The organism is Photobacterium lutimaris, assembly GCF_003025555.1.
Classification (GTDB): Bacteria; Pseudomonadota; Gammaproteobacteria; order Enterobacterales; family Vibrionaceae; genus Photobacterium; species Photobacterium lutimaris.
This window is the reverse complement of sequence record NZ_PYMH01000014.1, coordinates 15,589-35,762: the sequence shown is the minus strand read 5'-3', so window position 1 is coordinate 35,762 and position 20,174 is coordinate 15,589. Positions and strand designations below refer to the sequence as shown.

Here is a 20,174-nt window from a genome sequence, read left to right as displayed (position 1 = left end):
TTGGCCTTTTCAGGAGAGGAAAAAATGCGTAAAATGCGCGCCCTTACTGGCATAGTCAGGAATAGACGTTTGAAGATCGGTCCTTATCAACTAAACAACCAGCTGATAGTCGCGCCAATGGCAGGTGTGACCGATCGGCCTTTTCGCGAATTGTGCCTGCGCTACGGGGCAGGAATGGCTGTGAGCGAAATGATGTCGTCTAACCCAGACCTGTGGAAAACAGCCAAGTCCCAAAACCGCATGGTACATGAAGGCGAATCAGGGATCCGTTCGGTGCAAATCGCCGGCGCTGATCCTAAATTGATGGCCGAGGCGGCTCAGTTCAGCGTTGAAAACGGTGCGCAAATCATCGATATCAACATGGGCTGTCCAGCCAAAAAGGTCAACAAGCGCCTGGCAGGCTCAGCCCTGCTGCAGTACCCCGAACTGATCGAAGATATCCTTCGGACAGTTGTCGATGCGGTGGATGTCCCGGTTACGCTGAAAACGCGTACCGGTTGGGATCTTGATAACCGAAACTGTGTCGATATTGCCAAACGTGCCGAACAATGTGGCATTCAGGCTCTGGCCCTACACGGCCGGACTAAAACCTGTATGTACAAAGGCGAGGCAGAATACGAATACATCAAGACAGTGAAAGAAGCGATCTCGATTCCGGTGATTGCGAACGGTGATATCGACTCACCGGAAAAGGCACGCTTTGTACTGGATTACACCGGTGCCGATGGCTTGATGATTGGCCGCCCTGCACAGGGTCGGCCGTGGATTTTCCAGGAAATCCACCATTACTTAACAACTGGCGAACACCTGCCGGCTCCATCATTGGATGAAGTTGGTAGCATCATGCTAGGCCATGTTCAGGAGCTTCACCGTTTTTACGGCGAGTACCTGGGCTTGCGTATCGCACGCAAGCACGTGGGCTGGTATCTGAAAGAGCATGCCCCAGCAGGTGATTTCCGCCGGACCTTCAACGCACTCGAGGATGCCCAACAGCAACTCGATGCGCTGCAAGGCTACTTCGACAACGTTGCATAAATACGAGAAGAGCTTACAGAATATGTTCGAACAAAATCTGACTTCCGAAGCATTGACAGTAACTACTGTTACTTCACAGGACCAAATCACACAGAAGCCACTTCGTGACTCTGTTAAGGCGTCACTGAAAAACTACCTGGCTCAACTAAACGGTCAGGAAGTCGATGATCTGTACGAGCTAGTGCTTGCTGAAGTTGAGCAGCCACTACTGGACACCATCATGCAGTACACCCGTGGTAACCAAACCCGCGCGGCAACCATGATGGGTATCAACCGCGGTACTCTTCGCAAGAAACTGAAAAAATACGGCATGAACTAAGCCACTTTCAGTTATCTCTGATTGTTAAAAGCCCAAACCAGGCAACTGGTTTGGGCTTTTTCTTTATCAAATCACATGGAAAAAGCATCCACTCACGCTTACCATTATTTGCCTTCTCAAAAATAAGACCTACCACTATGTAGGGTGAACCATACTGCTTGTTCATACGTTAGATGCTTGGATATAACCACAACGAGGCTGCAGCAATGAATCACATACTCCGTACACTTAATCGCTCTTTGGTCGTAATTGCATTGTTCTTTTCGGGTCTTGCCCTGGCAAGCCACCATGAACAAAGCGAAGCAGAAAAAAATCTCGTCCAGGTCGCTGCCAACAATAATGATTTCCAAACACTGGTGATGGCTATCAAGGCTGCTGATTTGATCGGTACGCTGGAGGGAAAAGGGCCATTCACTTTACTGGCACCCACGGATGACGCTTTTGCCAAGCTACCCGAAGGGACACTTGCCGAATTGCTCAAGCCGGAAAACAAAGAAAAGCTACAAGCGGTACTGACTTACCACGTCTTACCGGGCGCCATATCTTCAGAGGACGTCGCCAAGCTTAAGCTGCCAGAAACGGTACAGGGCGGCACGGTTGCCATTGAAACCGATGACGATGGCAAGGTAACCATCAACGGGGCAAGCGTTATTTTGGCGGATGTGCCAGCCAGCAACGGGGTGATCCATATCATCGACACGGTGCTGATCCCAGAAGAGAAGGAATAAACTGACGGCCAGCAGGGCCAGGCAGAAAGAGCAGCGCTTCACTCTCGGTGAAGCGCTTTTCTATTAAAGGTAATCACACAGGTAGGCGGTCGGCTCAGCAACCTTCACCTCAAACGAGGAGTCACCAGGAACTTCAAAGTCGTCACCGGCATAATAGGTTTCCCACTCGATATGGCCCGGCAGTTTCACGGTCAGGGCGCCCTTGACCACGCTCATCTTTTCTGGCGCCGCCGTACCGAAGGTATATTCTCCCGGAGCCATGACTCCCACGCTGGCACGCTCGCCAGAGGTCTCAAATCCCAGAGACTTAACCTGGCCGTCAAAATACTCATTTACTTTCAACATGACTTTCCCTATCAATAACAAGGCAATGCTTCGACGCTACCACAACTTTCCCTGCGGCCCAATATAATTCATCGCGCTCACCTCATTTAGGCTTCACGCTGTACGCCCACTGCAACAGCGACCTTCGCTTTATTTCGCATCCTCGGCATCCTCATCCCCCAGCGCTTCAAGGATCGAACAGTGGCTGGCATCGTCATCCACATGGCCACAGCAAGCATCATTGATTTTCTTCAGGGCGTTGCGGATCCGCGCCAGCTCAGCCATCTTACGATCCACTTCATCCAGCTTGGCCAGAGTGATCGCCTTCACTTCCGCGCAGCTATGCTGGCTGGCTTCCAGCCGGATATCCAACAGCTCCCTGATTTCATCCAGGCTGAGGCCGATGGCCTTGGCACGGAGAATAAAATGGATCCGCGACAGGTCACCTTCGCTATAAAGCCGATAACCACTCTCGCTACGCCCAGCCGGTACCAGCAAGCCGTTTTTCTCGTAAAACCGCAACGTGTCGCTACTGACACCACAATGCTTAGCCAGCTGGCCAATCAAGTACATACCGCCTTACCCTTCAGTGATCCACAAACAACAAAAGCAAACGTTTGCGTAGTGGTGGAATTAATGTAAAATATGCCACGTTGATCACAGCACCCCAACGACAGCACAGTTTGTATCTTCGATTCTAGCCGAGGGTATTTACCAAAATCCAGCCTGCTGGCTTTTGGCAAATAGTCCTCCGTGTTTATAAAGAGATGGTAGCAATGGAAAACGCTCGTCCTATCCGCCGTGCGCTAATTAGCGTGTCAGACAAAACTGGTATTGTTGAGTTCGCCCAGGCGCTTGCCGATCGTGGCGTCGACATCCTCTCCACAGGTGGCACAGCCCGCCTTCTTGCCGAGCAGGGTATCAAGGTCACCGAAGTATCCGATCACACAGGCTTCCCTGAAATGATGGATGGTCGTGTTAAGACCCTACACCCGAAAATCCATGGTGGTGTACTGGGCCGTCGCGGCACTGACGATGCAGTAATGAACGAACATGGCATTGCGCCTATCGATATGGTGGTGGTAAACCTTTACCCTTTCGCGGCAACGGTTGCTAACCCAGACTGCACACTGGAAGATGCTGTTGAGAATATCGATATCGGTGGCCCGACAATGGTTCGCTCTGCGGCGAAGAACCACAAAGACGTGACCATTATCGTTAATGCCCACGACTACGACCGCGTGCTGACCGAAATGGCCACTAATGACGGTTCACTAAGCCATGCAACCCGCTTTGACCTGGCTATTGCGGCCTTCGAGCACACTGCGGCCTACGACGGCATGATCGCCAACTACTTCGGTACCATGGTGCCATCTTACGGCGACAACAAAGAAGGCGACGAGGAGTCTACATTCCCGCGTACCTTCAACCAGCAGTTCGAGAAGAAGCAGGACATGCGCTACGGTGAGAACAGCCACCAAGCCGCGGCCTTCTACGTTGAAAGCAACCCGGAAGAAGCGTCTGTTTCAACAGCACGCCAAATCCAAGGCAAGGCGCTGTCTTACAACAATATCGCCGATACCGATGCAGCACTTGAGTGTGTCAAAGAGTTCGACCAGCCAGCCTGTGTGATCGTTAAGCATGCTAACCCATGCGGTGTTGCACTGGGCGACGATATCCTAGAAGCCTACGACCGCGCTTTCAAAACAGACCCAACGTCTGCATTTGGCGGCATCATCGCATTCAACCGTGAACTAGATGCAGCAACAGCTACGGCGATTACTGAGCGTCAATTCGTTGAAGTTATCATTGCACCTTCTGTTTCTGCAGAAGCGGTAGAAATTGTCGCAGCGAAGAAAAACCTTCGCCTGCTTGAATGTGGCGAGTGGACGACGAAGACAACAGGCTTTGACGTGAAACGCGTAAACGGCGGCCTGCTGGTTCAAGACCGCGACCAAGGTATGGTATCTGCAGACGACCTGAAAGTTGTTTCCAAGCGTCAACCAACAGAAGAAGAGCTGAAAGATGCACTGTTCTGCTGGAAAGTCGCTAAGTACGTAAAATCAAATGCGATTGTTTACTCGAAAGGTGACATGACTATCGGTGTGGGTGCCGGCCAAATGAGCCGCGTTTACTCGGCGAAAATCGCCGGTATTAAAGCCGCTGACGAAGGCCTTCAGGTTGAAGGTTGTGCCATGGCATCAGATGCCTTCTTCCCGTTCCGTGACGGTATCGATGCAGCCGCTGAAGCCGGCATTAAATGTGTTATCCAGCCAGGTGGTTCGATGCGCGACCAAGAAGTCATTGATGCTGCCGACGAGCACGGCATGGCGATGATCTTTACCGGTATGCGCCACTTCCGCCACTAATCTTACTCTTCAGATTTGGCACTGTGGCGTCGTTAACTGCTTTCGCCCACAGCACCAACTATTTTGAGTAAACAATATTTACGGATTTTCATTTCAGATATGAGAGTATTTGAAATGCGTTAGAGCAAGTCAGTGGCTTTAGTTCAAGGAAAAAGAGCGGAGTTTATAAGTATAAATGAGCACTTTTGACACAGGAATAAAGTCACTGACGCCGCTATAAGGATTTTGAAGATGAATGTATTGATTATTGGTGCCGGCGGCCGTGAACACGCTCTGGGCTGGAAAGCCGCACAAAACCCAAGTGTTGACACCGTCTTCGTTGCCCCGGGCAATGCGGGTACCGCACTTGAGCCTAAGCTGGAAAACATTAACATCGGCGTTGAAGACATCGCCGGCCTAGTCGCTTTTGCTCAAGAGAAAAAAATTGAGCTGACCATTGTTGGCCCTGAAGCGCCTTTGGTTATCGGAGTGGTCGATGCCTTCCGTGCTGCCGGCCTGCCAATTTTCGGCCCGACTGAAGCGGCAGCCCAGCTTGAAGGCTCTAAAGCATTCACCAAAGACTTCCTGGCCCGCCATCAGATCCCAACGGGGTCTTACGCCAACTTCACCGAGATAGAGCCGGCATTGGCTTATGTGCGCGAACAAGGTGCACCTATCGTGGTTAAGGCTGACGGTTTGGCGGCAGGTAAAGGGGTTATCGTAGCAATGACCCTTGAAGAAGCCGAAAATGCCATCAAGGACATGCTGGCTGGTAATGCCTTCGGTGAAGCCGGTAGCCGTGTGGTTATCGAAGAGTTTCTAGAAGGCGAAGAAGCCAGCTTTATCGTAATGGTAGACGGCGAGAATGTCTTGCCAATGGCCACCAGCCAAGATCACAAGCGTGTTGGCGACAAGGACACCGGCCCGAATACCGGTGGGATGGGCGCTTACTCGCCAGCTCCTGTGGTAACCCCGGAAATCCACAACCGCATCATGGATGAAGTCATCTATCCAACCGTACGCGGCATGGCGGCAGAAGGGCACCCTTACACTGGCTTCCTGTATGCTGGCCTAATGATTGATGCCGACGGCACACCGAAGGTTATCGAGTATAACTGCCGCTTTGGTGACCCTGAAACCCAGCCAATCATGATGCGTATGGAGTCTGACCTGGTCGAGCTTTGCCTGATGGCCATTGACGAAAAGCTTGATCAAGCGGAATCAAAATGGGACCCACGCGCCTCTATCGGTGTGGTACTGGCTGCTGGCGGCTACCCTGCAAGCTATGGCAAGGGCGATGTGATCAGCCTGCCTGCGGGCGAAATTGAAGGTCAGAAGATCTTCCATGCCGGTACAGCAAACAACGCTGAAGGCGAAGTCGTTACCAATGGCGGCCGCGTACTTTGCGCCACAGCCCTTGGTCAGAGCGTATCAGAAGCCCAGCAACGGGCTTATGAGCTCACCAAGCAAGTGAGCTGGAATGGTATGTTCCACCGCAACGATATCGGTTATCGCGCCGTTGAGCGTGAGCAGCAAGACGCCTAATCGCAGCGATGCTGCCAGCCGGCACACCATCAAAAAAACGCGCCCTTGGGCGCGTTTTTTATTTCAGCCTATACACCATGCCAGGGCTATACCGCCTAGCTGACGGTACTAGTTAGTCAACAGCACCGGCGCAGTCAGGCAGGCTGACTGGTTTTCAGTGAGCATCAGCAACGTATTGGCGGTCAGGGTACCACGGCGAACTTGACCAATAACCGCCATATATCCGGCTTGCTGGCGCTCAAGAAGCTGCTGCTGGACATAGTCGGGCAGCTCGGGGGAGAAGTTCACCTTCAGCTGGCGCTCATCTACACAGCGGTAGAACTGCCCCTGCCGCCAGAAACCTTGCACCAAGGACTGATCATCCTTGCGCTGTTGCTTGACCACATCGGTGCCATGTTTAGCTTCCTGGACCAATTGCTGCAATTGCGCTTCGCTCAGCGGGATCAGTTCATCCCCCAGGGTGTAGCGCTGGAAAACAGCGTTGCCCAAGGTATCGTAGCGGACATGCAGGGAAAAAGGCTTGATTTGCTGCTCGTCGAACTGGGTCCCTTCACGTTTGATTTCGCGAAGTTTGCCATCTCGCCAGCGGTAATCGGTCCGGAAATCACCATCGTCACCGGCCATCACGCGATCAGCCAGGCTGACAGGGCGATTTTGCTGCGAGGTAAACCAATAAATTGACGTGCTATCACCGAGGCTCTGGCCTCCAGCATGGGTCAATACCGGCGTAATATTGTTTTCAGGGACTGTTGGATTGGAGGCGCATCCCGCTAATAGCGAGAGGGTAAGAAAAGTCAGTAGTCGCTTCATGGAAAAACTCCGCCAGATAGATACCTGGCGGAGTATAGATTATTTCACTGAGTCTTTCAGTGCTTTACCTGCAACGAAAGCAGGTACGTTTGCTGCAGCGATCTGGATTTCCTGACCCGTTTGTGGGTTACGGCCAGTACGCGCGGCACGGTGGTTCACTTTGAAAGTACCAAAGCCGATTAGTTGAACCTGGTCACCTTCTTTAAGCGCGTCAGTAATGCCGTCTAGCGTTGATTCTAGAGCAACTTTAGCTTGAGCTTTAGAAAGATCTGCTTTTTCAGCGATCAGGTCAATCAGTTGGGTCTTGTTCATTAGGTTTCCCTTCTAAGGTTTTTTCTTAAGACGCATCAACTCTAATTCAAAAGAAGCCCGTGTGGCAAAGGTTTGTCAGCCTTCATGTGGTTAGGTGCGGACTCTTTAACCACAAACTGAGCGCAAGTTCACAAAATGTTACCAATATGCTGGCTGAAATAGTTGTATTTATTCGCTTCAACACCGATTAATATAGGCGTTATCCCGTTAATTGTTACTAAGGTAAGCATGATACTCCTTACGATTTACATCGCTGTTGCGATTGGTGTTTCGTTTATTTGTTCAGTACTGGAAGCTGTTCTCCTCAGCATCTCCCCAAGTTATATTGGTACCCTGCGCCAGCAAGGTCATCCTGCGGCCGATCGCCTCGCGGCCCTCAAAGACAATATCGACCGCCCACTGGCTTCGATCCTGACCCTTAATACCATTGCCCACACCATCGGTGCGGCAACGGCCGGTGCTCAGGCCGCCGTGGTATTCGGTAGCCAATGGCTGGGCCTGTTCTCCGGCGTGCTGACAATAGGTATTTTGCTATTCTCCGAAATCATTCCTAAGACTATCGGTGCAACCTACTGGCGCCAGCTAGCGCCAGCATCAGCATCTACCCTACGCTGGATGGTCTGGGCCCTAACACCGTTCGTATGGGTCTCGGAGCAAATCACCCGACGCCTGTCCCGCGGCCATGAAGCGCCTAAAATGCGTGACGAGCTTTCAGCAATGGCCATGTTGGCCAAAGAATCTGGTGAGCTGGCAGAAGGTGAGTCAAAGATCATGACCAACCTGCTTCAGTTCCGTGATGTCAACGTGACCAAGATCATGACCCCACGTCCGGTACTGTTCCGCATCGATGCCGAACAGCCGATCAACGAGTTCCTGTCGCAGCACAAAGACAGCCCGTTTTCACGCCCTCTGGTGTATAGCGAGCAGAAAGACAACATCCTAGGCTTTGTTCACCGCCTTGAGCTGTTTGCCGAAAGCCAAGCTGGCCGAGGCCAGAAAGAGCTCGGCACCCTGATGCGTCCGCTGCCGGTGATCATGAACAACTCCAGCGTGCCAAAAGCCTTCGAGCAGCTAATGAAAGAGCGCTCCCAGCTGGTGTTGGTCGTCGATGAATACGGTACCGTCCAAGGCCTGGTGACCATGGAAGATATCTTCGAACACCTGGTCGGTGAAGAGATTGTCGATGAAGCTGACAAGAATACCGACATGCAGCAACTGGCTTACCAGCGCTGGGAAAAGTGGAAGAAAACCCACGGGGTGATCGAAAGCAAAGACGACGAGTAATCACATTTGTCGACAAGAGGGGCCAGCTGGCCCCTTTTTTATTTTATGGCCTCGCCAGAAAGCACACCCGCTAGGTTATGGCTGTAGCGCAACGTCTGCGCCGGCTCGGGTCAATCGGTTCCCCACCAAGCCTAAGGCAATAACAACCACACAGGGTATCACCCACCCGGCATAGTCGCTATACAGCGGTAAATACTGCGCCAACCAAGCATCAACGCCTTCAGGCATTTTGCCAAGAATATGCACAGCATCCACACCACCAAAGCCTAATGCCGTGGCTACAGCAGCCATCACGGGGCCGGTCGTCAATTGGCGGCGTACAGGCGCAACCAGCAACAAGGCAATGGCTACCGGGTGAAGTGCGACCACAACCGGCAAGGTGATTGCCAATAGCTGATCCAAGCCAAGACTGGCCACCAGCCCGGCGACCAGCATCGTTACCCAGACACTGCGTTTGTAGGTGACAGGCTGGAACGTTCGGCTATAAAACTCACTGCCAGCGGTCGTCACCCCAATGGCGGTTGTCAGGCAGGCCAGTATCATCACGGTGCCAAGCAGCATGCTGCCCAGGGTACCAAAATGAGCCAAGGTGAAAGCAGTCAAGATCTCGCCGCCATTGCTGAACGAGGAGCCAAGGCTGGCACTGGTCGAGCCAATATAGGCTAAGGACAAATACACCAAAGCCATGGCCACGGCGTACATCAATGCAGCCATCAAGGTGTATTTCGCCGTGGCCTTTGGGCATTCCACCCCCATTTCACGAATAGCACGGAAAATGATCCAGCCGAAGCCAATCGAGCCCAGGGCGTCCATGGTCATGTAACCCTGGGTCAAGCCCTCGGCAAAGGCTTTGTCCTGATAAGGGCCAGAAGCGGCCAGTACCTCACCACCTGGCGAGATGAAAGCCGTCACAGCCATCACCGACAAGATCACCATCAGCATAGGGGTCAGCCACTTACCCAAGGTATCAACCAATTTGCCGGGATACAGGGCAAACAAGATAGCGGCAAGGCAGAATATTGCGGTGAACGGCATCAGCGCGGCGTTGCCGGCAAACGGGGCGAAACTGAACTGGTAGGCCACGGTGATAGCCCGCGGGATCACGAAAGCCGGACCGATCACGATAAACACCATGATCCAAAAGCTTGTGGCTAGGGGCTTGGGCAGTGCTGCAGTCAGGTTGTCGGACCCGTTGACCAAAGCCACCATGACCAATGCCAACGCAGGCAGACCAACACCGGTCAACAAGAACCCGGTCATGCCGGCCGCGAAGTATTCACCAGCCTGCTGGCCAAGATACGGGGGAAAGATCAGATTGCCGGCGCCAAGATACATGGCGAAAGTCATAAAACCCAAGGCGGCGATATTGCGTACACTTAGCATAGTTGTCCTCTTCAGCATCGGCTTTGAAGGAAACGAAGGATAATTCGGGAGGGAATATTGACCTGTCAGCTTCGCTTCAAGCTGACAGAAAAATTAGGTACGGCCTGTCAGCCCTGGATAAGACCCAGAGAGAGCAGGAGGAGCAGGCTAGCCGTAATGGCTTTAATACCATTGCAGTAAACAGCAGTATTGATAGCTGATACAGGCATAACTCGTCCTAATGACAGGTAAAAAGATGGAAAACCAAGGTGTTTTCCGCGATACCTTTGTTATAAACGGCAGGAGTCAGACAGCACAAGCAGAAAAACAAAATAAGTAAGATAGATTACAGTAAAACCGAAACCCAGAATAAAAAACCAAAATCAAGCCTACCGGGTGGAACTTAAAACTTCACAGTCCGGTTACATCTACCAACAGCCCTTCCCTTTACTGACTGACAAAGCCCCATTCACCCTAAACATCAGAGACAAAAAAGGGCCCTGATGGGCCCTTTTGAAAATCAAGGTTGAGTCACTTACAGCTCGATACCAATATTGCTAACCGGCTCGTCACGCAACTCTTGGCGTAAGTCTTTGATCAATTCGATGTCACGACGCTCAGCTTCTTTCAACGCGCGGAAAATCGCCCACTGCATATCCCACTCGGCACACACCGCTTCGTTTTCTTTCTGGTTCTCGTCTGTGACTTCGATACCCGTCTGAGCAAACTCAAGATCGGCAACGGTTTCAGCTGACAGCGAACTCAGCTTGGCCAGTGTTTCCAGCATCAAATCACGATCGAGCATAGCATGAAGCAGATCAGCCAGCGCGGCACAGGCATCAATCGCGGGATTGACGGCATAGAGATCAAAGTCTTCAGCATTTGGTACCAACTCTTCAAGCTTCTCTAGCTGCTTTTCAAAGTTAATCTTGGCCGTTTTTACCGTCAAAATTTCCCAGATGCTGTCCAGAATCGAACGGTACTTCTGCTCATCCGCGAACTCCGTTTGCTGACAGAAGAACGCATAGTTGGGATACATTCGTTCACACAGTGACACCATAAAGGTAATGTGTTGCCATGGTTCTAATTTTTCTAAACGGAGCTGAACTGGATTCTTTAGCATGGGATAATCCGCAATTGTGATTTGCCCCGGATCTTACTTGTATCCCCCTGCTACTGCAATACATGGACGGTGGATAACACTGTGCTACCACAAAGGAGCTGACATGCATAAACTGATGATTGTTTCCCGCCAACAGCAAGCCTATGAAGCCATGCTGGCCGACCAGCCGCTGCCGGGTATAACGCTTACCCAACAACCGGATGAGGCAACGATCTTGCTAGCCGATCCTCCCAAGGTGGCCCCACGGCTAGAGCAGTTTCCGGCCCTTGAGTGGATCCAATCCACTTTTGCCGGTATCGATGCCCTGACACCGCCGCATTTGCGCCAAGATTACACCCTCACCAATATTCGTGATTGCTTCGGCCAGCTGATCAGTGAGTACGTACTTGGACTGACTATCGCCCACCAGCGCCATTTCACAACGTACCAAACCCAGCAGCACACCAACCACTGGCAGCCCTACCCCTATCACACCATTGCCAGCCAAACGATGGTAATACTGGGCACTGGCAGTATCGGCAGTCACCTCGCCCGATCAGCGAAAGCGCTGGGACTCAATATCATCGGGGTTAATCGCTCCGGCCAGGCACAAGAGCCGGCCTTCTCTGCTATCGTCCCCTTAGCCAAGCTACACGAGGCACTGGCACAGGCTGACGTGCTGGTCTCGACCTTGCCAGCCACCTCCGCCACCGATGATTTGCTTAATGCCAGCAGCTTGAGCTCTTGCCGTCATGCCCTACTTTTTAATGTCGGGCGCGGTAATGCGATTTGCGAGACCGGTTTACTCCATGCACTTGAGTCGGGGGCTATCGAACACGCCTTCCTTGATGTATTCAAACAAGAACCACTGCCGAATGGCCATCCATTCTGGCCGCACCCGAAGATCACCGTCACCCCGCATATTGCCGCTGAAAGTTTTCCCCATCAGGTCATGGCTATCTTTCGCGATAATGTCCAGCGCTGGCTCAAACGCCAACCACTGCGCTATGCCATCAACTTTCAACGTGGCTATTAATTCAATTAAGGAAGTCTGGGAGACAATATGAGCCCAAAAGCCGACCAGCAACATCTTGGCAACCTGCTCGATCAGATCAGCCAGTGCAAGATCTGCCAGGATCATCTCCCTCTTGGGCCACGACCTGTGATTCAGGCTGCCAGCAGTGCCCGCTTGATGATTATCGGCCAAGCGCCGGGTACCAAGGTGCATGAAACCGGGATCCCGTGGAACGATCCGAGTGGTGATCGCCTCCGGCGTTGGTTAGAACTTGATCGTGATACCTTTTACAACCCAGAGCGCATCGCCATCATGCCGATGGGGCTGTGCTACCCCGGCCGCGGAAAATCCGGTGATCTGCCGCCCCGCCCAGAATGCGCACCGCAATGGCACCCGCAGGTGTGGCCATTGCTGCCCAATATCGGGATGACCCTGCTGGTCGGTCAGTATGCCCAGCAACGCTACTTAAAAGACAAACCAAAGACGCTCACTGAAACGGTAAAAGCGTGGCGTAACTGGGCACCTGAATTCATCCCGATGCCGCACCCCTCAGCGAGGAACACCCTGTGGCTGAAGAAGAACCCATGGTTTGAAGAAGAGGTGGTACCGTATATCCGCGACTACGTCCACCAGCATCTCGCAAAGCGAGATCCGAGTACCTAGAGGCGAGCTCTTGGAAGAGCTATGAGCTATGAGCTATGAGCTATGAGCTATGAAATACAGGATGTAAAAAAGCCCACACAGCAAGCTGTATGGGCTCTTATTGCACTTCCTAGGAACAAGTTACCTAGGATCTCGTACCTGCATTACTTATGGTACGGCTTTGATAGCTCATGCACCGCTTCAACAAACACACCCGCGTTTTCTGGCGGCACATCCAGGTGGATCCCGTGGCCAAGGTTGAACACGTGGCCGGTACCGCCATCGCCGAAGCCTTCCAGGATGGTCGCCACTTCCTGACGGATGCGCTCTGGTTGGGCGTATAGCATGGATGGATCCATGTTGCCCTGCAGTGCCACTTTATCGCCAATACGCTTCTTGGCATCGGCAATGTTGATGGTCCAGTCTAGGCCAACGGCATCGCAGCCCGTTGCTGCGATTTGCTCAAGCCACATACCACCGTTTTTGGTGAACAAGGTAACCGGTACACGACGGCCTTCGTTTTCACGGATCAGGCCATCGACAATCTTGTGCATGTAGCGCAGCGAGAACTCGTTGTAGTCACGCGGTGTCAATACACCACCCCATGTGTCGAATACCATAACCGACTGGGCACCCGCCTTGATTTGCGCGTTCAGGTACTCAATCACGCTGTCTGCCAGCTTATCTAGCAACAGGTGCAGTGTTTGCGGCTCGGCGTACATCATCTTTTTGATTTTGGTGAACGCTTTTGAGCTACCACCTTCAACCATGTAGGTAGCCAATGTCCATGGGCTGCCCGAAAAACCGATCAGCGGCACTTCACCTTGCAGATCTTTGCGGATCTGGCGCACAGCATTCATAACATACTGCAGTTCACCTTCCGGATCCGGCAGGCCGATCTTGTCGACATCAGCTTTACAGGTAATTGGGCGTTCGAATTTCGGCCCTTCGCCCGCTTCAAAGTACAGTCCCAATCCCATCGCATCAGGGATAGTCAGGATATCTGAGAACAAAATCGCCGCATCCAATGGGAAACGGCGCAGAGGCTGTAGTGTCACCTCACTGGCAAGCTCAGCATTTTTACATAGCGACATGAAGTCACCGGCTACGCTTCGAGTTGCACGATATTCCGGTAGGTAGCGTCCAGCCTGACGCATCATCCATACTGGGGTGCAATCGACTGGCTGCTTCAATAAAGCGCGAAGGTAGCGGTCATTCTTTAGTTCGCTCATTTGGGACTCCAAGGATTTAATATGCGGGTATTGTATCACTCCCGGCGGTCAACAAAAGAGGCCATTTGTTAACCGGATCAAGTTTATAGTAACAATTTGGTCACCAGATTTGCGACGCTGTAGGCTCTCGTGGTACAAAACCTGCGCGCTAGCAATAATAACAATGACTTTGCTCATAGAGGCAAAATAACTGCACCTTACCCCTCCTCACGGAGGGTTTTTTTATGCTATTCGGAGTGGCTCCCCGCCATCAATACCAACGTTTGGTCAATCAACGCTCTGGCAATCGTGCCCGGTGGCGCTAATTCCGGCAAATCGTCGGCAGATGCCCAGACCGCATCGCTCAGCTCGGCGTAGTCAGGCTTGAGCTCCCCGCTATGGTGATCAGCCAAGAACCCCATCATCAGGTTAGACGGGAACGCCCATGGCTGGCTGCCAAAGTAGCGGATGTTGGTCACATCAATTCCTGTTTCTTCCAGCACTTCTCTTGCGACACACTGCTCCAGCGTCTCACCGGCCTCGACAAAGCCTGCGATCACCGTATACATCCCGGTTTTATGGCGCGGGTGCTGCGCCAGCAAGATCTTATCTTGTTTACGCACAGCAACAATGACACAAGGCGATAACCTCGGGTAATGGTGGCTGTGACAGCCCTGACAGACCATCGCAAGCTCTGCCTTAATAAATTGACACTCTGTACCGCACTGAGGACAAAAACGCTGAGAATGCAGCATATACGATAATTGTATAGCACGGCTGGCCAGGTTAAATAGCTCCTCCCCGATAGCCAACAGGGCCCGCAAACTTTCAAATTCTGATTCATCTGTCTGCTCAGGCGCTTCCAGCCAATAGACAGGAACACCTTGGTATCGGCCCACTTCCACCACGCGTTCGAGATCAAACCCGACCTCAGCCGGCTCCTTGAAGGGAAGTTGTTGATCTTCAAGGTAGAGCTGGCGGTTTTTGACTATGCACCAATAGCCTTTTTCTCGTTTTTTTAACATCAACGTCACATCCATCCTTGCAGGGTATCGTTTTTACTGGCAATCTAAAGTTAATACGGAAACGGATCCGTAATTCAAGGTTCTCTTTTTTAAGAGATTAACAGGTATTGTTTCCAGTACCCTGTCTCGGTACTGTAGATCATGAGGGCATGGTCATGTTGAGTAAATTCGAGCACGTACAAAAACAATGGGGTGGCACCAGTGACGTCATCGACCACTGGCTGATGTCTCGGCAACAGCTGCTAATTGATTACTGTAAACTAGCCGGACTTCCCCCGTTCGAGAGTAACAACCGCCAGCTCCCTACCGCTTCCCAACTCCAACTTTTCAGCCAGCAACTGGTCGACTATATCTCCGAAGGTCATTTCAAAATCTATGATATGGTCATGGAGCGTTGGAATGCGACGGGGTATTCACCCACAGAAGAAATTTCTCTGCTTTACGCACAAATCACCCAGACTACGGATCCATTGCTGAACTTCAGCGATAAATATACCGATATGGATGAAGGTGACGAGCTGCCTGATTTCGATACCGATCTTTCGACCACTGGCGAGCTGATAGAAATCCGCTTTGCCCTTGAAGATAAGTTGATCGAATTGATCAGTGACAGCTTAGCCTGCCCACCAGGGGCCTAGCGACGTCACACCAGTCCTCACCTGCCACCAGCCTGATGCTTTTATTAGGCTGGTTATACTTTTATACGCCTTATTCTCACATCCTGCAAAGACGATACGGTCCTCCCCCTGTTCTCCCCGCTTATCATCATGCCTACGACGCGATGGGTCGTCCGCCATTGTTAGGTATTGAGCCTGAAAAAAAGCAATAAAAAAGGGCACCCGAAGGTACCCTTTTAATCAATGCGTTAGCTAACGATTAGTCGTCGCTTAGGCCGGCATTCAGTAGTGCTGCAAGATCTTGCGATGCCTGCTCTGCATCTACCTGAGGTGCAACTGGCTCTAGCTCTGCATCACGCTGACGCTGACGGTTCTGGTGGTACGCGAAACCGGTACCAGCAGGGATCAGACGACCAACGATTACGTTCTCTTTCAGGCCACGTAGTTCATCACGCTTACCAGAAACCGCAGCTTCTGTTAGTACGCGAGTCGTTTCCTGGAACGATGCCGCTGAGATGAACGACTCAGTTGCCAACGATGCCTTGGTGATACCCAGTAGGTCACGCTCAAACGTTGCTGCCAACTTGCCTTCAGCTTCAAGCTTACGGTTAGTAATCGTTACACGAGAGAATTCAACCTGCTCACCAGGTAGGAACTCAGAGTCACCTGAAGACACGATAGTAACTTTACGCAGCATCTGACGAATGATTGTCTCGATGTGCTTATCGTTAATCTTAACGCCCTGTAGACGGTAAACTTCCTGAACCTCGTTAACGATGTATTCTGCAACTGCGTGTACACCACGTAGACGTAGAATATCGTGCGGAGCCTCTGGACCATCGGCGATAACATCACCTTTCTCAACCTTCTCACCTTCGAATACGTTCAACTGGCGCCACTTAGGTACCATTTCTTCGTATGCGTTGCCTTCAGCAGGTGTGATGATTAGGCGACGTTTGCCTTTAGTTTCTTTACCGAACGAAACCAGACCCGTGATTTCAGCAAGAATTGCAGGCTCTTTCGGCTTACGTGCTTCGAAAAGGTCAGCAACTCGTGGTAGACCACCGGTGATATCTTTCGTACCGCCAGATGCCTGCGGGATACGTGCTAGCGTATCACCGATACCAACCATTGCGCCGTCTTCTAGCTGGATGATGGCTTTACCCGGCAGGAAGTATTGAGCTGGTACTTCAGTACCGGCGATCATTACATCGTGGCCGTTTTCATCAACTAGCTTAACCGTTGGACGCATGTCTTTACCTGCACCGGTACGCTCTGCAGCGTCAAGTACAGTGATCATAGACAGACCCGTTAGCTCATCAGTCTGACGAGAAACTGTTACGCCATCAATCAAGTCAACAAACTGGATACGACCTGCCACTTCAGTGATGATTGGCATTGTGTGCGGGTCCCAGTTAGCGATAACTTCGCCAGCTTTAACTTCCGCAGCATCACCTTTAGTTAGGTGCGAACCGTATGGCAGTTTGTAGTTCTCTTTGGTACGACCAAACTCATCGATAACGCTCATTTCTGAGGCACGAGAAGTGATAACTAGCTTGCCTTCGTTGTTAGTAACAAACTTGGCATTATGCAGTTTCATCGAACCGTTGTTCTTAACCTGGATGCTGTTTTCAGCTGCGGCTGCAGATGCGGCACCACCGATGTGGAACGTACGCATCGTAAGCTGTGTACCCGGCTCACCGATTGACTGAGCGGCAACAACACCGACTGCTTCACCCGTGTTCACCAAGTGGCCACGTGCTAGGTCACGACCGTAACAGAACTTACAGCAACCGAAGTCATTCTCACAGGTTACAACAGAACGAACTTTTACCTGATCAACAGAGTTCTCTTCCAGGATGTCACACCACTTCTCATCAAGAAGGGTGTTACGCGGAGCAAGAACTTCTTCAGTACCCGGCTTGATAACGTCTTCTGCAACAACACGACCAAGAACACGATCACCCAGCTGCTCTTTAACATCACCACCTTCGACTAGAGGCATCATAGTGATACCTGCATGCGTACCACAGTCATCTGCTGTGATAACAACATCCTGCGCAACGTCTACTAGACGACGCGTTAGGTAACCGGAGTTCGCTGTCTTAAGTGCGGTATCGGCAAGACCCTTACGAGCACCGTGAGTAGAGATGAAGTACTGGAGTACGTTCAGACCTTCACGGAAGTTCGCGGTGATCGGTGTTTCGATGATTGAGCCATCCGGCTTAGCCATCAGACCACGCATACCCGCCAACTGACGAATCTGTGCGGCGGAACCACGAGCACCTGAGTCGGCCATCATGTATACGCTGTTGAACGATTTCTGCTGCTCTTCTTCACCGTCACGGTTAATAACAGTATCGAAAGACAGGTTATCCATCATCGCTTTAGCAACTTGCTCGTTCGCCGTTGCCCAGATATCGATAACTTTGTTGTAACGTTCGCCAGCAGTAACAAGACCTGACTGGAACTGTTCTTGAATTTCAGCAACTTCTGCTTCAGCTTCAGCGATCTTGGTGTATTTCGCTTCTGGTACAACCATATCGTCGATACCAACAGACACACCAGATAGTGCTGCATAAGCAAAACCTGTGTACATGATCTGGTCAGCGAAGACAACAGTGTCTTTCATGCCCAGTTCACGGTAACACGTGTTAAGCAGTTTAGAGATCTGCTTCTTACCCAAAGCTTCAGTGTTAACTAGGCTGTATGGCAGACCTTTCGGTACGATAGTCCATAGCATTGCACGACCAACAGTCGTATCAACCAGCTCAGTTACAGGAACAAGGTTACCTTGCTCATCGGCTTTGTGCTCAGTAATACGAACTTTAACGCGAGCGTGCAGCTCAGCATTACCTGTACGGTATGCTTTTTCAGCTTCAGCAGGACCAGCAAGGTACATGCCTTCGCCTTTAGCGTTAATCTTCTCACGAGTCATGTAGTAAAGACCCAATACAACGTCCTGAGAAGGTACGATGATTGGATCACCAGATGCTGGTGATAGGATGTTGTTCGTCGACATCATCAGTGCACGTGCTTCAAGCTGTGCTTCCAGTGTTAGAGGTACGTGTACCGCCATCTGGTCACCATCGAAGTCGGCGTTATATGCCGCACACACTAGTGGGTGAAGCTGAATCGCTTTACCTTCGATTAGTACTGGTTCAAATGCCTGAATACCTAGACGGTGCAGTGTTGGTGCACGGTTAAGCATTACTGGGTGTTCGCGGATCACTTCGTCTAGGATATCCCAAACAACAGCTTCTTCGCGCTCTACCATCTTCTTAGCCGCTTTGATCGTTGTCGCAAGACCACGAGTCTCTAGCTTGCCGTAGATAAATGGCTTGAATAGCTCAAGTGCCATCTTCTTAGGAAGACCACACTGGTGCAGGCGTAGGTATGGACCTACGGTGATAACAGAACGACCAGAGTAGTCAACACGCTTACCAAGTAGGTTCTGACGGAAACGACCCTGCTTACCTTTGATCATATCAGCCAAAGATTTCAGAGGACGCTTGTTCGAACCAGTGATAGCGCGGCCACGGCGACCGTTATCTAGCAATGCATCAACAGACTCCTGAAGCATACGTTTTTCATTACGTACGATAATGTCAGGAGCTGCTAGGTCCAGTAGACGCTTAAGACGGTTGTTACGGTTGATTACGCGACGGTACAGATCGTTCAGATCCGACGTTGCGAAACGGCCACCATCTAGCGGTACCAGCGGACGAAGATCCGGCGGTAGTACTGGCAGTACAGACAGGATCATCCACTCTGGGTTGTTACCTGACTGTAGGAATGCTTCTACCAGCTTAAGACGCTTGGTTAGCTTCTTACGCTTGGTTTCAGAGTTAGTTTCTTCTAGCTCTTCGCGCATCAGCTCGATTTCAGCATTCAGGTCCATATTGGCCAGAAGTGCCTGAACGGCTTCAGCACCCATCTTCGCGTCGAACTCATCGCCCCACTCTTCAAGTGCATCCAGGTACTGTTCTTCAGACAGCAGCTGGCTACGCTCAAGGTTGGTCATACCAGGTTCGATTACCACGTAAGATTCAAAGTAAAGTACACGCTCGATATCACGTAGCGGCATGTCCATTAACAGACCGATACGAGATGGCAGTGACTTAAGGAACCAGATGTGGGCAACTGGAGAAGCTAGCTCAATGTGACCCATGCGCTCACGACGCACTTTAGTCTGAGTTACTTCTACGCCACATTTTTCACAGATAACACCACGGTGCTTCAGGCGCTTGTACTTGCCACAAAGACACTCGTAGTCTTTTACCGGGCCAAAGATACGTGCACAGAAAAGACCGTCACGCTCAGGCTTAAAAGTACGGTAGTTGATGGTTTCTGGTTTTTTCACTTCACCGAAAGACCATGAACGGATCATGTCTGGTGAAGCAAGACCGATTTTGATCGCGTCAAATTCTTCAGTCTTGTGTTGTGCTTTCAGAAACTTAAGTAAGTCTTTCACATTCGGCTCCTGTGAGGAGTT

The 20,174-nt window shown here is 51.3% G+C and carries 18 protein-coding genes; 9 read left to right on the top strand and 9 right to left on the bottom strand.

Going from position 1 to position 20,174, the window contains the following annotated elements; translation table 11 throughout:
• Nucleotides 1-69 precede the first annotated feature (69 nt).
• The 3 genes from dusB to C9I99_RS22000 all read left to right on the top strand — a co-directional run bounded on the left by dusB (nt 70) and on the right by C9I99_RS22000 (nt 2,082).
• Nucleotides 70-1,035 carry a tRNA dihydrouridine synthase DusB gene (dusB, locus tag C9I99_RS22010; RefSeq protein ID WP_166645506.1) on the top strand — a complete coding sequence of 322 codons (966 nt, stop codon included), beginning with the start codon at nt 70-72 and terminating at the stop codon, nt 1,033-1,035.
• A 22-nt stretch (nt 1,036-1,057) separates the two neighbouring features.
• Nucleotides 1,058-1,354, top strand: a complete 297-nt coding sequence (fis, locus tag C9I99_RS22005; protein ID WP_005372656.1) for a DNA-binding transcriptional regulator Fis — start codon at nt 1,058-1,060, stop codon at nt 1,352-1,354.
• 206 nt (nt 1,355-1,560) lie between these two features.
• A complete protein-coding gene (locus C9I99_RS22000) occupies nt 1,561-2,082 on the top strand; it encodes a fasciclin domain-containing protein (RefSeq protein WP_208113453.1) in 522 nt (173 codons plus the stop codon).
• 63 nt (nt 2,083-2,145) lie between these two features.
• Here the strand turns inward: C9I99_RS22000 and ppnP are convergent, their stop codons facing one another.
• Nucleotides 2,146-2,427, bottom strand: coding sequence for a pyrimidine/purine nucleoside phosphorylase (ppnP, locus tag C9I99_RS21995; protein WP_107350983.1), 282 nt, complete (start codon nt 2,425-2,427; stop codon nt 2,146-2,148).
• A 129-nt stretch (nt 2,428-2,556) separates the two neighbouring features.
• Nucleotides 2,557-2,979 carry a Zn(2+)-responsive transcriptional regulator gene (gene zntR, locus C9I99_RS21990; RefSeq protein WP_107350982.1) on the bottom strand — a complete coding sequence of 141 codons (423 nt, stop codon included), beginning with the start codon at nt 2,977-2,979 and terminating at the stop codon, nt 2,557-2,559.
• A 203-nt stretch (nt 2,980-3,182) separates the two neighbouring features.
• Between zntR and purH the strand changes: the two genes are divergently transcribed.
• Both purH and purD read left to right on the top strand, forming a co-directional pair.
• Nucleotides 3,183-4,775, top strand: coding sequence for a bifunctional phosphoribosylaminoimidazolecarboxamide formyltransferase/IMP cyclohydrolase (gene purH / locus C9I99_RS21985; protein WP_107350981.1), 1,593 nt, complete (start codon nt 3,183-3,185; stop codon nt 4,773-4,775).
• Between the two features lie 231 nt (nt 4,776-5,006).
• Nucleotides 5,007-6,299 carry a phosphoribosylamine--glycine ligase gene (gene purD / locus C9I99_RS21980; protein ID WP_107350980.1) on the top strand — a complete coding sequence of 431 codons (1,293 nt, stop codon included), beginning with the start codon at nt 5,007-5,009 and terminating at the stop codon, nt 6,297-6,299.
• 108 nt (nt 6,300-6,407) lie between these two features.
• Here the strand turns inward: purD and C9I99_RS21975 are convergent, their stop codons facing one another.
• Both C9I99_RS21975 and hupA read right to left on the bottom strand, forming a co-directional pair.
• Nucleotides 6,408-7,109 (bottom strand): DUF1481 domain-containing protein, encoded by a 702-nt coding sequence (locus C9I99_RS21975; protein WP_107350979.1) that lies wholly within the window; start codon nt 7,107-7,109, stop codon nt 6,408-6,410.
• Nucleotides 7,110-7,148: 39 nt separating this feature from the next.
• Entirely contained in the window at nt 7,149-7,421 is a 273-nt protein-coding gene (gene hupA / locus C9I99_RS21970) for a nucleoid-associated protein HU-alpha (RefSeq protein ID WP_039458747.1), read from the bottom strand.
• A gap of 228 nt (nt 7,422-7,649) precedes the next feature.
• Here hupA and C9I99_RS21965 point away from each other — a divergent pair, with 228 nt between their 5' ends.
• Nucleotides 7,650-8,705 (top strand): CNNM domain-containing protein, encoded by a 1,056-nt coding sequence (locus C9I99_RS21965; RefSeq protein ID WP_107350978.1) that lies wholly within the window; start codon nt 7,650-7,652, stop codon nt 8,703-8,705.
• A 75-nt stretch (nt 8,706-8,780) separates the two neighbouring features.
• Here the strand turns inward: C9I99_RS21965 and brnQ are convergent, their stop codons facing one another.
• Nucleotides 8,781-10,088 carry a branched-chain amino acid transport system II carrier protein gene (brnQ, locus tag C9I99_RS21960; protein WP_107350977.1) on the bottom strand — a complete coding sequence of 436 codons (1,308 nt, stop codon included), beginning with the start codon at nt 10,086-10,088 and terminating at the stop codon, nt 8,781-8,783.
• A gap of 514 nt (nt 10,089-10,602) precedes the next feature.
• Nucleotides 10,603-11,190, bottom strand: coding sequence for a YjaG family protein (locus tag C9I99_RS21950; protein WP_107350975.1), 588 nt, complete (start codon nt 11,188-11,190; stop codon nt 10,603-10,605).
• Between the two features lie 103 nt (nt 11,191-11,293).
• On the opposite strand from C9I99_RS21950, the gene C9I99_RS21945 reads away from it, so the two are divergent.
• Both C9I99_RS21945 and C9I99_RS21940 read left to right on the top strand, forming a co-directional pair.
• A complete protein-coding gene (locus C9I99_RS21945) occupies nt 11,294-12,205 on the top strand; it encodes a D-2-hydroxyacid dehydrogenase (protein ID WP_107350974.1) in 912 nt (303 codons plus the stop codon).
• Between the two features lie 27 nt (nt 12,206-12,232).
• Nucleotides 12,233-12,847, top strand: a complete 615-nt coding sequence (locus C9I99_RS21940) for a uracil-DNA glycosylase family protein (RefSeq protein WP_107350973.1) — start codon at nt 12,233-12,235, stop codon at nt 12,845-12,847.
• A 143-nt stretch (nt 12,848-12,990) separates the two neighbouring features.
• Here C9I99_RS21940 and hemE read toward each other — a convergent pair whose 3' ends face one another.
• Nucleotides 12,991-14,058: a uroporphyrinogen decarboxylase gene (gene hemE / locus C9I99_RS21935; protein WP_107350972.1), complete on the bottom strand. Its 1,068-nt coding sequence runs from the start codon at nt 14,056-14,058 to the stop codon at nt 12,991-12,993.
• A gap of 227 nt (nt 14,059-14,285) precedes the next feature.
• Nucleotides 14,286-15,062 (bottom strand): NAD(+) diphosphatase, encoded by a 777-nt coding sequence (gene nudC, locus C9I99_RS21930; RefSeq protein ID WP_107350971.1) that lies wholly within the window; start codon nt 15,060-15,062, stop codon nt 14,286-14,288.
• A gap of 149 nt (nt 15,063-15,211) precedes the next feature.
• Here nudC and rsd point away from each other — a divergent pair, with 149 nt between their 5' ends.
• The gene (gene rsd / locus C9I99_RS21925) at nt 15,212-15,700 is read left to right on the top strand and encodes a sigma D regulator (RefSeq protein WP_208113454.1); all 489 of its coding nucleotides are present in this window, start codon (nt 15,212-15,214) and stop codon (nt 15,698-15,700) included.
• Nucleotides 15,701-15,938: 238 nt separating this feature from the next.
• Here the strand turns inward: rsd and rpoC are convergent, their stop codons facing one another.
• Nucleotides 15,939-20,153, bottom strand: a complete 4,215-nt coding sequence (rpoC, locus tag C9I99_RS21920) for a DNA-directed RNA polymerase subunit beta' (RefSeq protein WP_107350969.1) — start codon at nt 20,151-20,153, stop codon at nt 15,939-15,941.
• Nucleotides 20,154-20,174: the final 21 nt, after the last annotated feature.

What these genes read in the sequence shown, in the direction of transcription:
- fis (WP_005372656.1), top strand. Translation starts at nt 1,058, where the DNA reads ATGTTCGAACAAAATCTGACTTCCGAAGCATTGACAGTAACTACTGTT.
- C9I99_RS22000 (WP_208113453.1), top strand. Translation starts at nt 1,561, where the DNA reads ATGAATCACATACTCCGTACACTTAATCGCTCTTTGGTCGTAATTGCA.
- ppnP (WP_107350983.1), bottom strand. Translation starts at nt 2,427, where the DNA reads ATGTTGAAAGTAAATGAGTATTTTGACGGCCAGGTTAAGTCTCTGGGA.
- zntR (WP_107350982.1), bottom strand. Translation starts at nt 2,979, where the DNA reads ATGTACTTGATTGGCCAGCTGGCTAAGCATTGTGGTGTCAGTAGCGAC.
- purH (WP_107350981.1), top strand. Translation starts at nt 3,183, where the DNA reads ATGGAAAACGCTCGTCCTATCCGCCGTGCGCTAATTAGCGTGTCAGAC.
- purD (WP_107350980.1), top strand. Translation starts at nt 5,007, where the DNA reads ATGAATGTATTGATTATTGGTGCCGGCGGCCGTGAACACGCTCTGGGC.
- C9I99_RS21975 (WP_107350979.1), bottom strand. Translation starts at nt 7,109, where the DNA reads ATGAAGCGACTACTGACTTTTCTTACCCTCTCGCTATTAGCGGGATGC.
- hupA (WP_039458747.1), bottom strand. Translation starts at nt 7,421, where the DNA reads ATGAACAAGACCCAACTGATTGACCTGATCGCTGAAAAAGCAGATCTT.
- C9I99_RS21965 (WP_107350978.1), top strand. Translation starts at nt 7,650, where the DNA reads ATGATACTCCTTACGATTTACATCGCTGTTGCGATTGGTGTTTCGTTT.
- brnQ (WP_107350977.1), bottom strand. Translation starts at nt 10,088, where the DNA reads ATGCTAAGTGTACGCAATATCGCCGCCTTGGGTTTTATGACTTTCGCC.
- C9I99_RS21950 (WP_107350975.1), bottom strand. Translation starts at nt 11,190, where the DNA reads ATGCTAAAGAATCCAGTTCAGCTCCGTTTAGAAAAATTAGAACCATGG.
- C9I99_RS21945 (WP_107350974.1), top strand. Translation starts at nt 11,294, where the DNA reads ATGCATAAACTGATGATTGTTTCCCGCCAACAGCAAGCCTATGAAGCC.
- C9I99_RS21940 (WP_107350973.1), top strand. Translation starts at nt 12,233, where the DNA reads ATGAGCCCAAAAGCCGACCAGCAACATCTTGGCAACCTGCTCGATCAG.
- hemE (WP_107350972.1), bottom strand. Translation starts at nt 14,058, where the DNA reads ATGAGCGAACTAAAGAATGACCGCTACCTTCGCGCTTTATTGAAGCAG.
- nudC (WP_107350971.1), bottom strand. Translation starts at nt 15,062, where the DNA reads ATGTTAAAAAAACGAGAAAAAGGCTATTGGTGCATAGTCAAAAACCGC.
- rsd (WP_208113454.1), top strand. Translation starts at nt 15,212, where the DNA reads ATGGTCATGTTGAGTAAATTCGAGCACGTACAAAAACAATGGGGTGGC.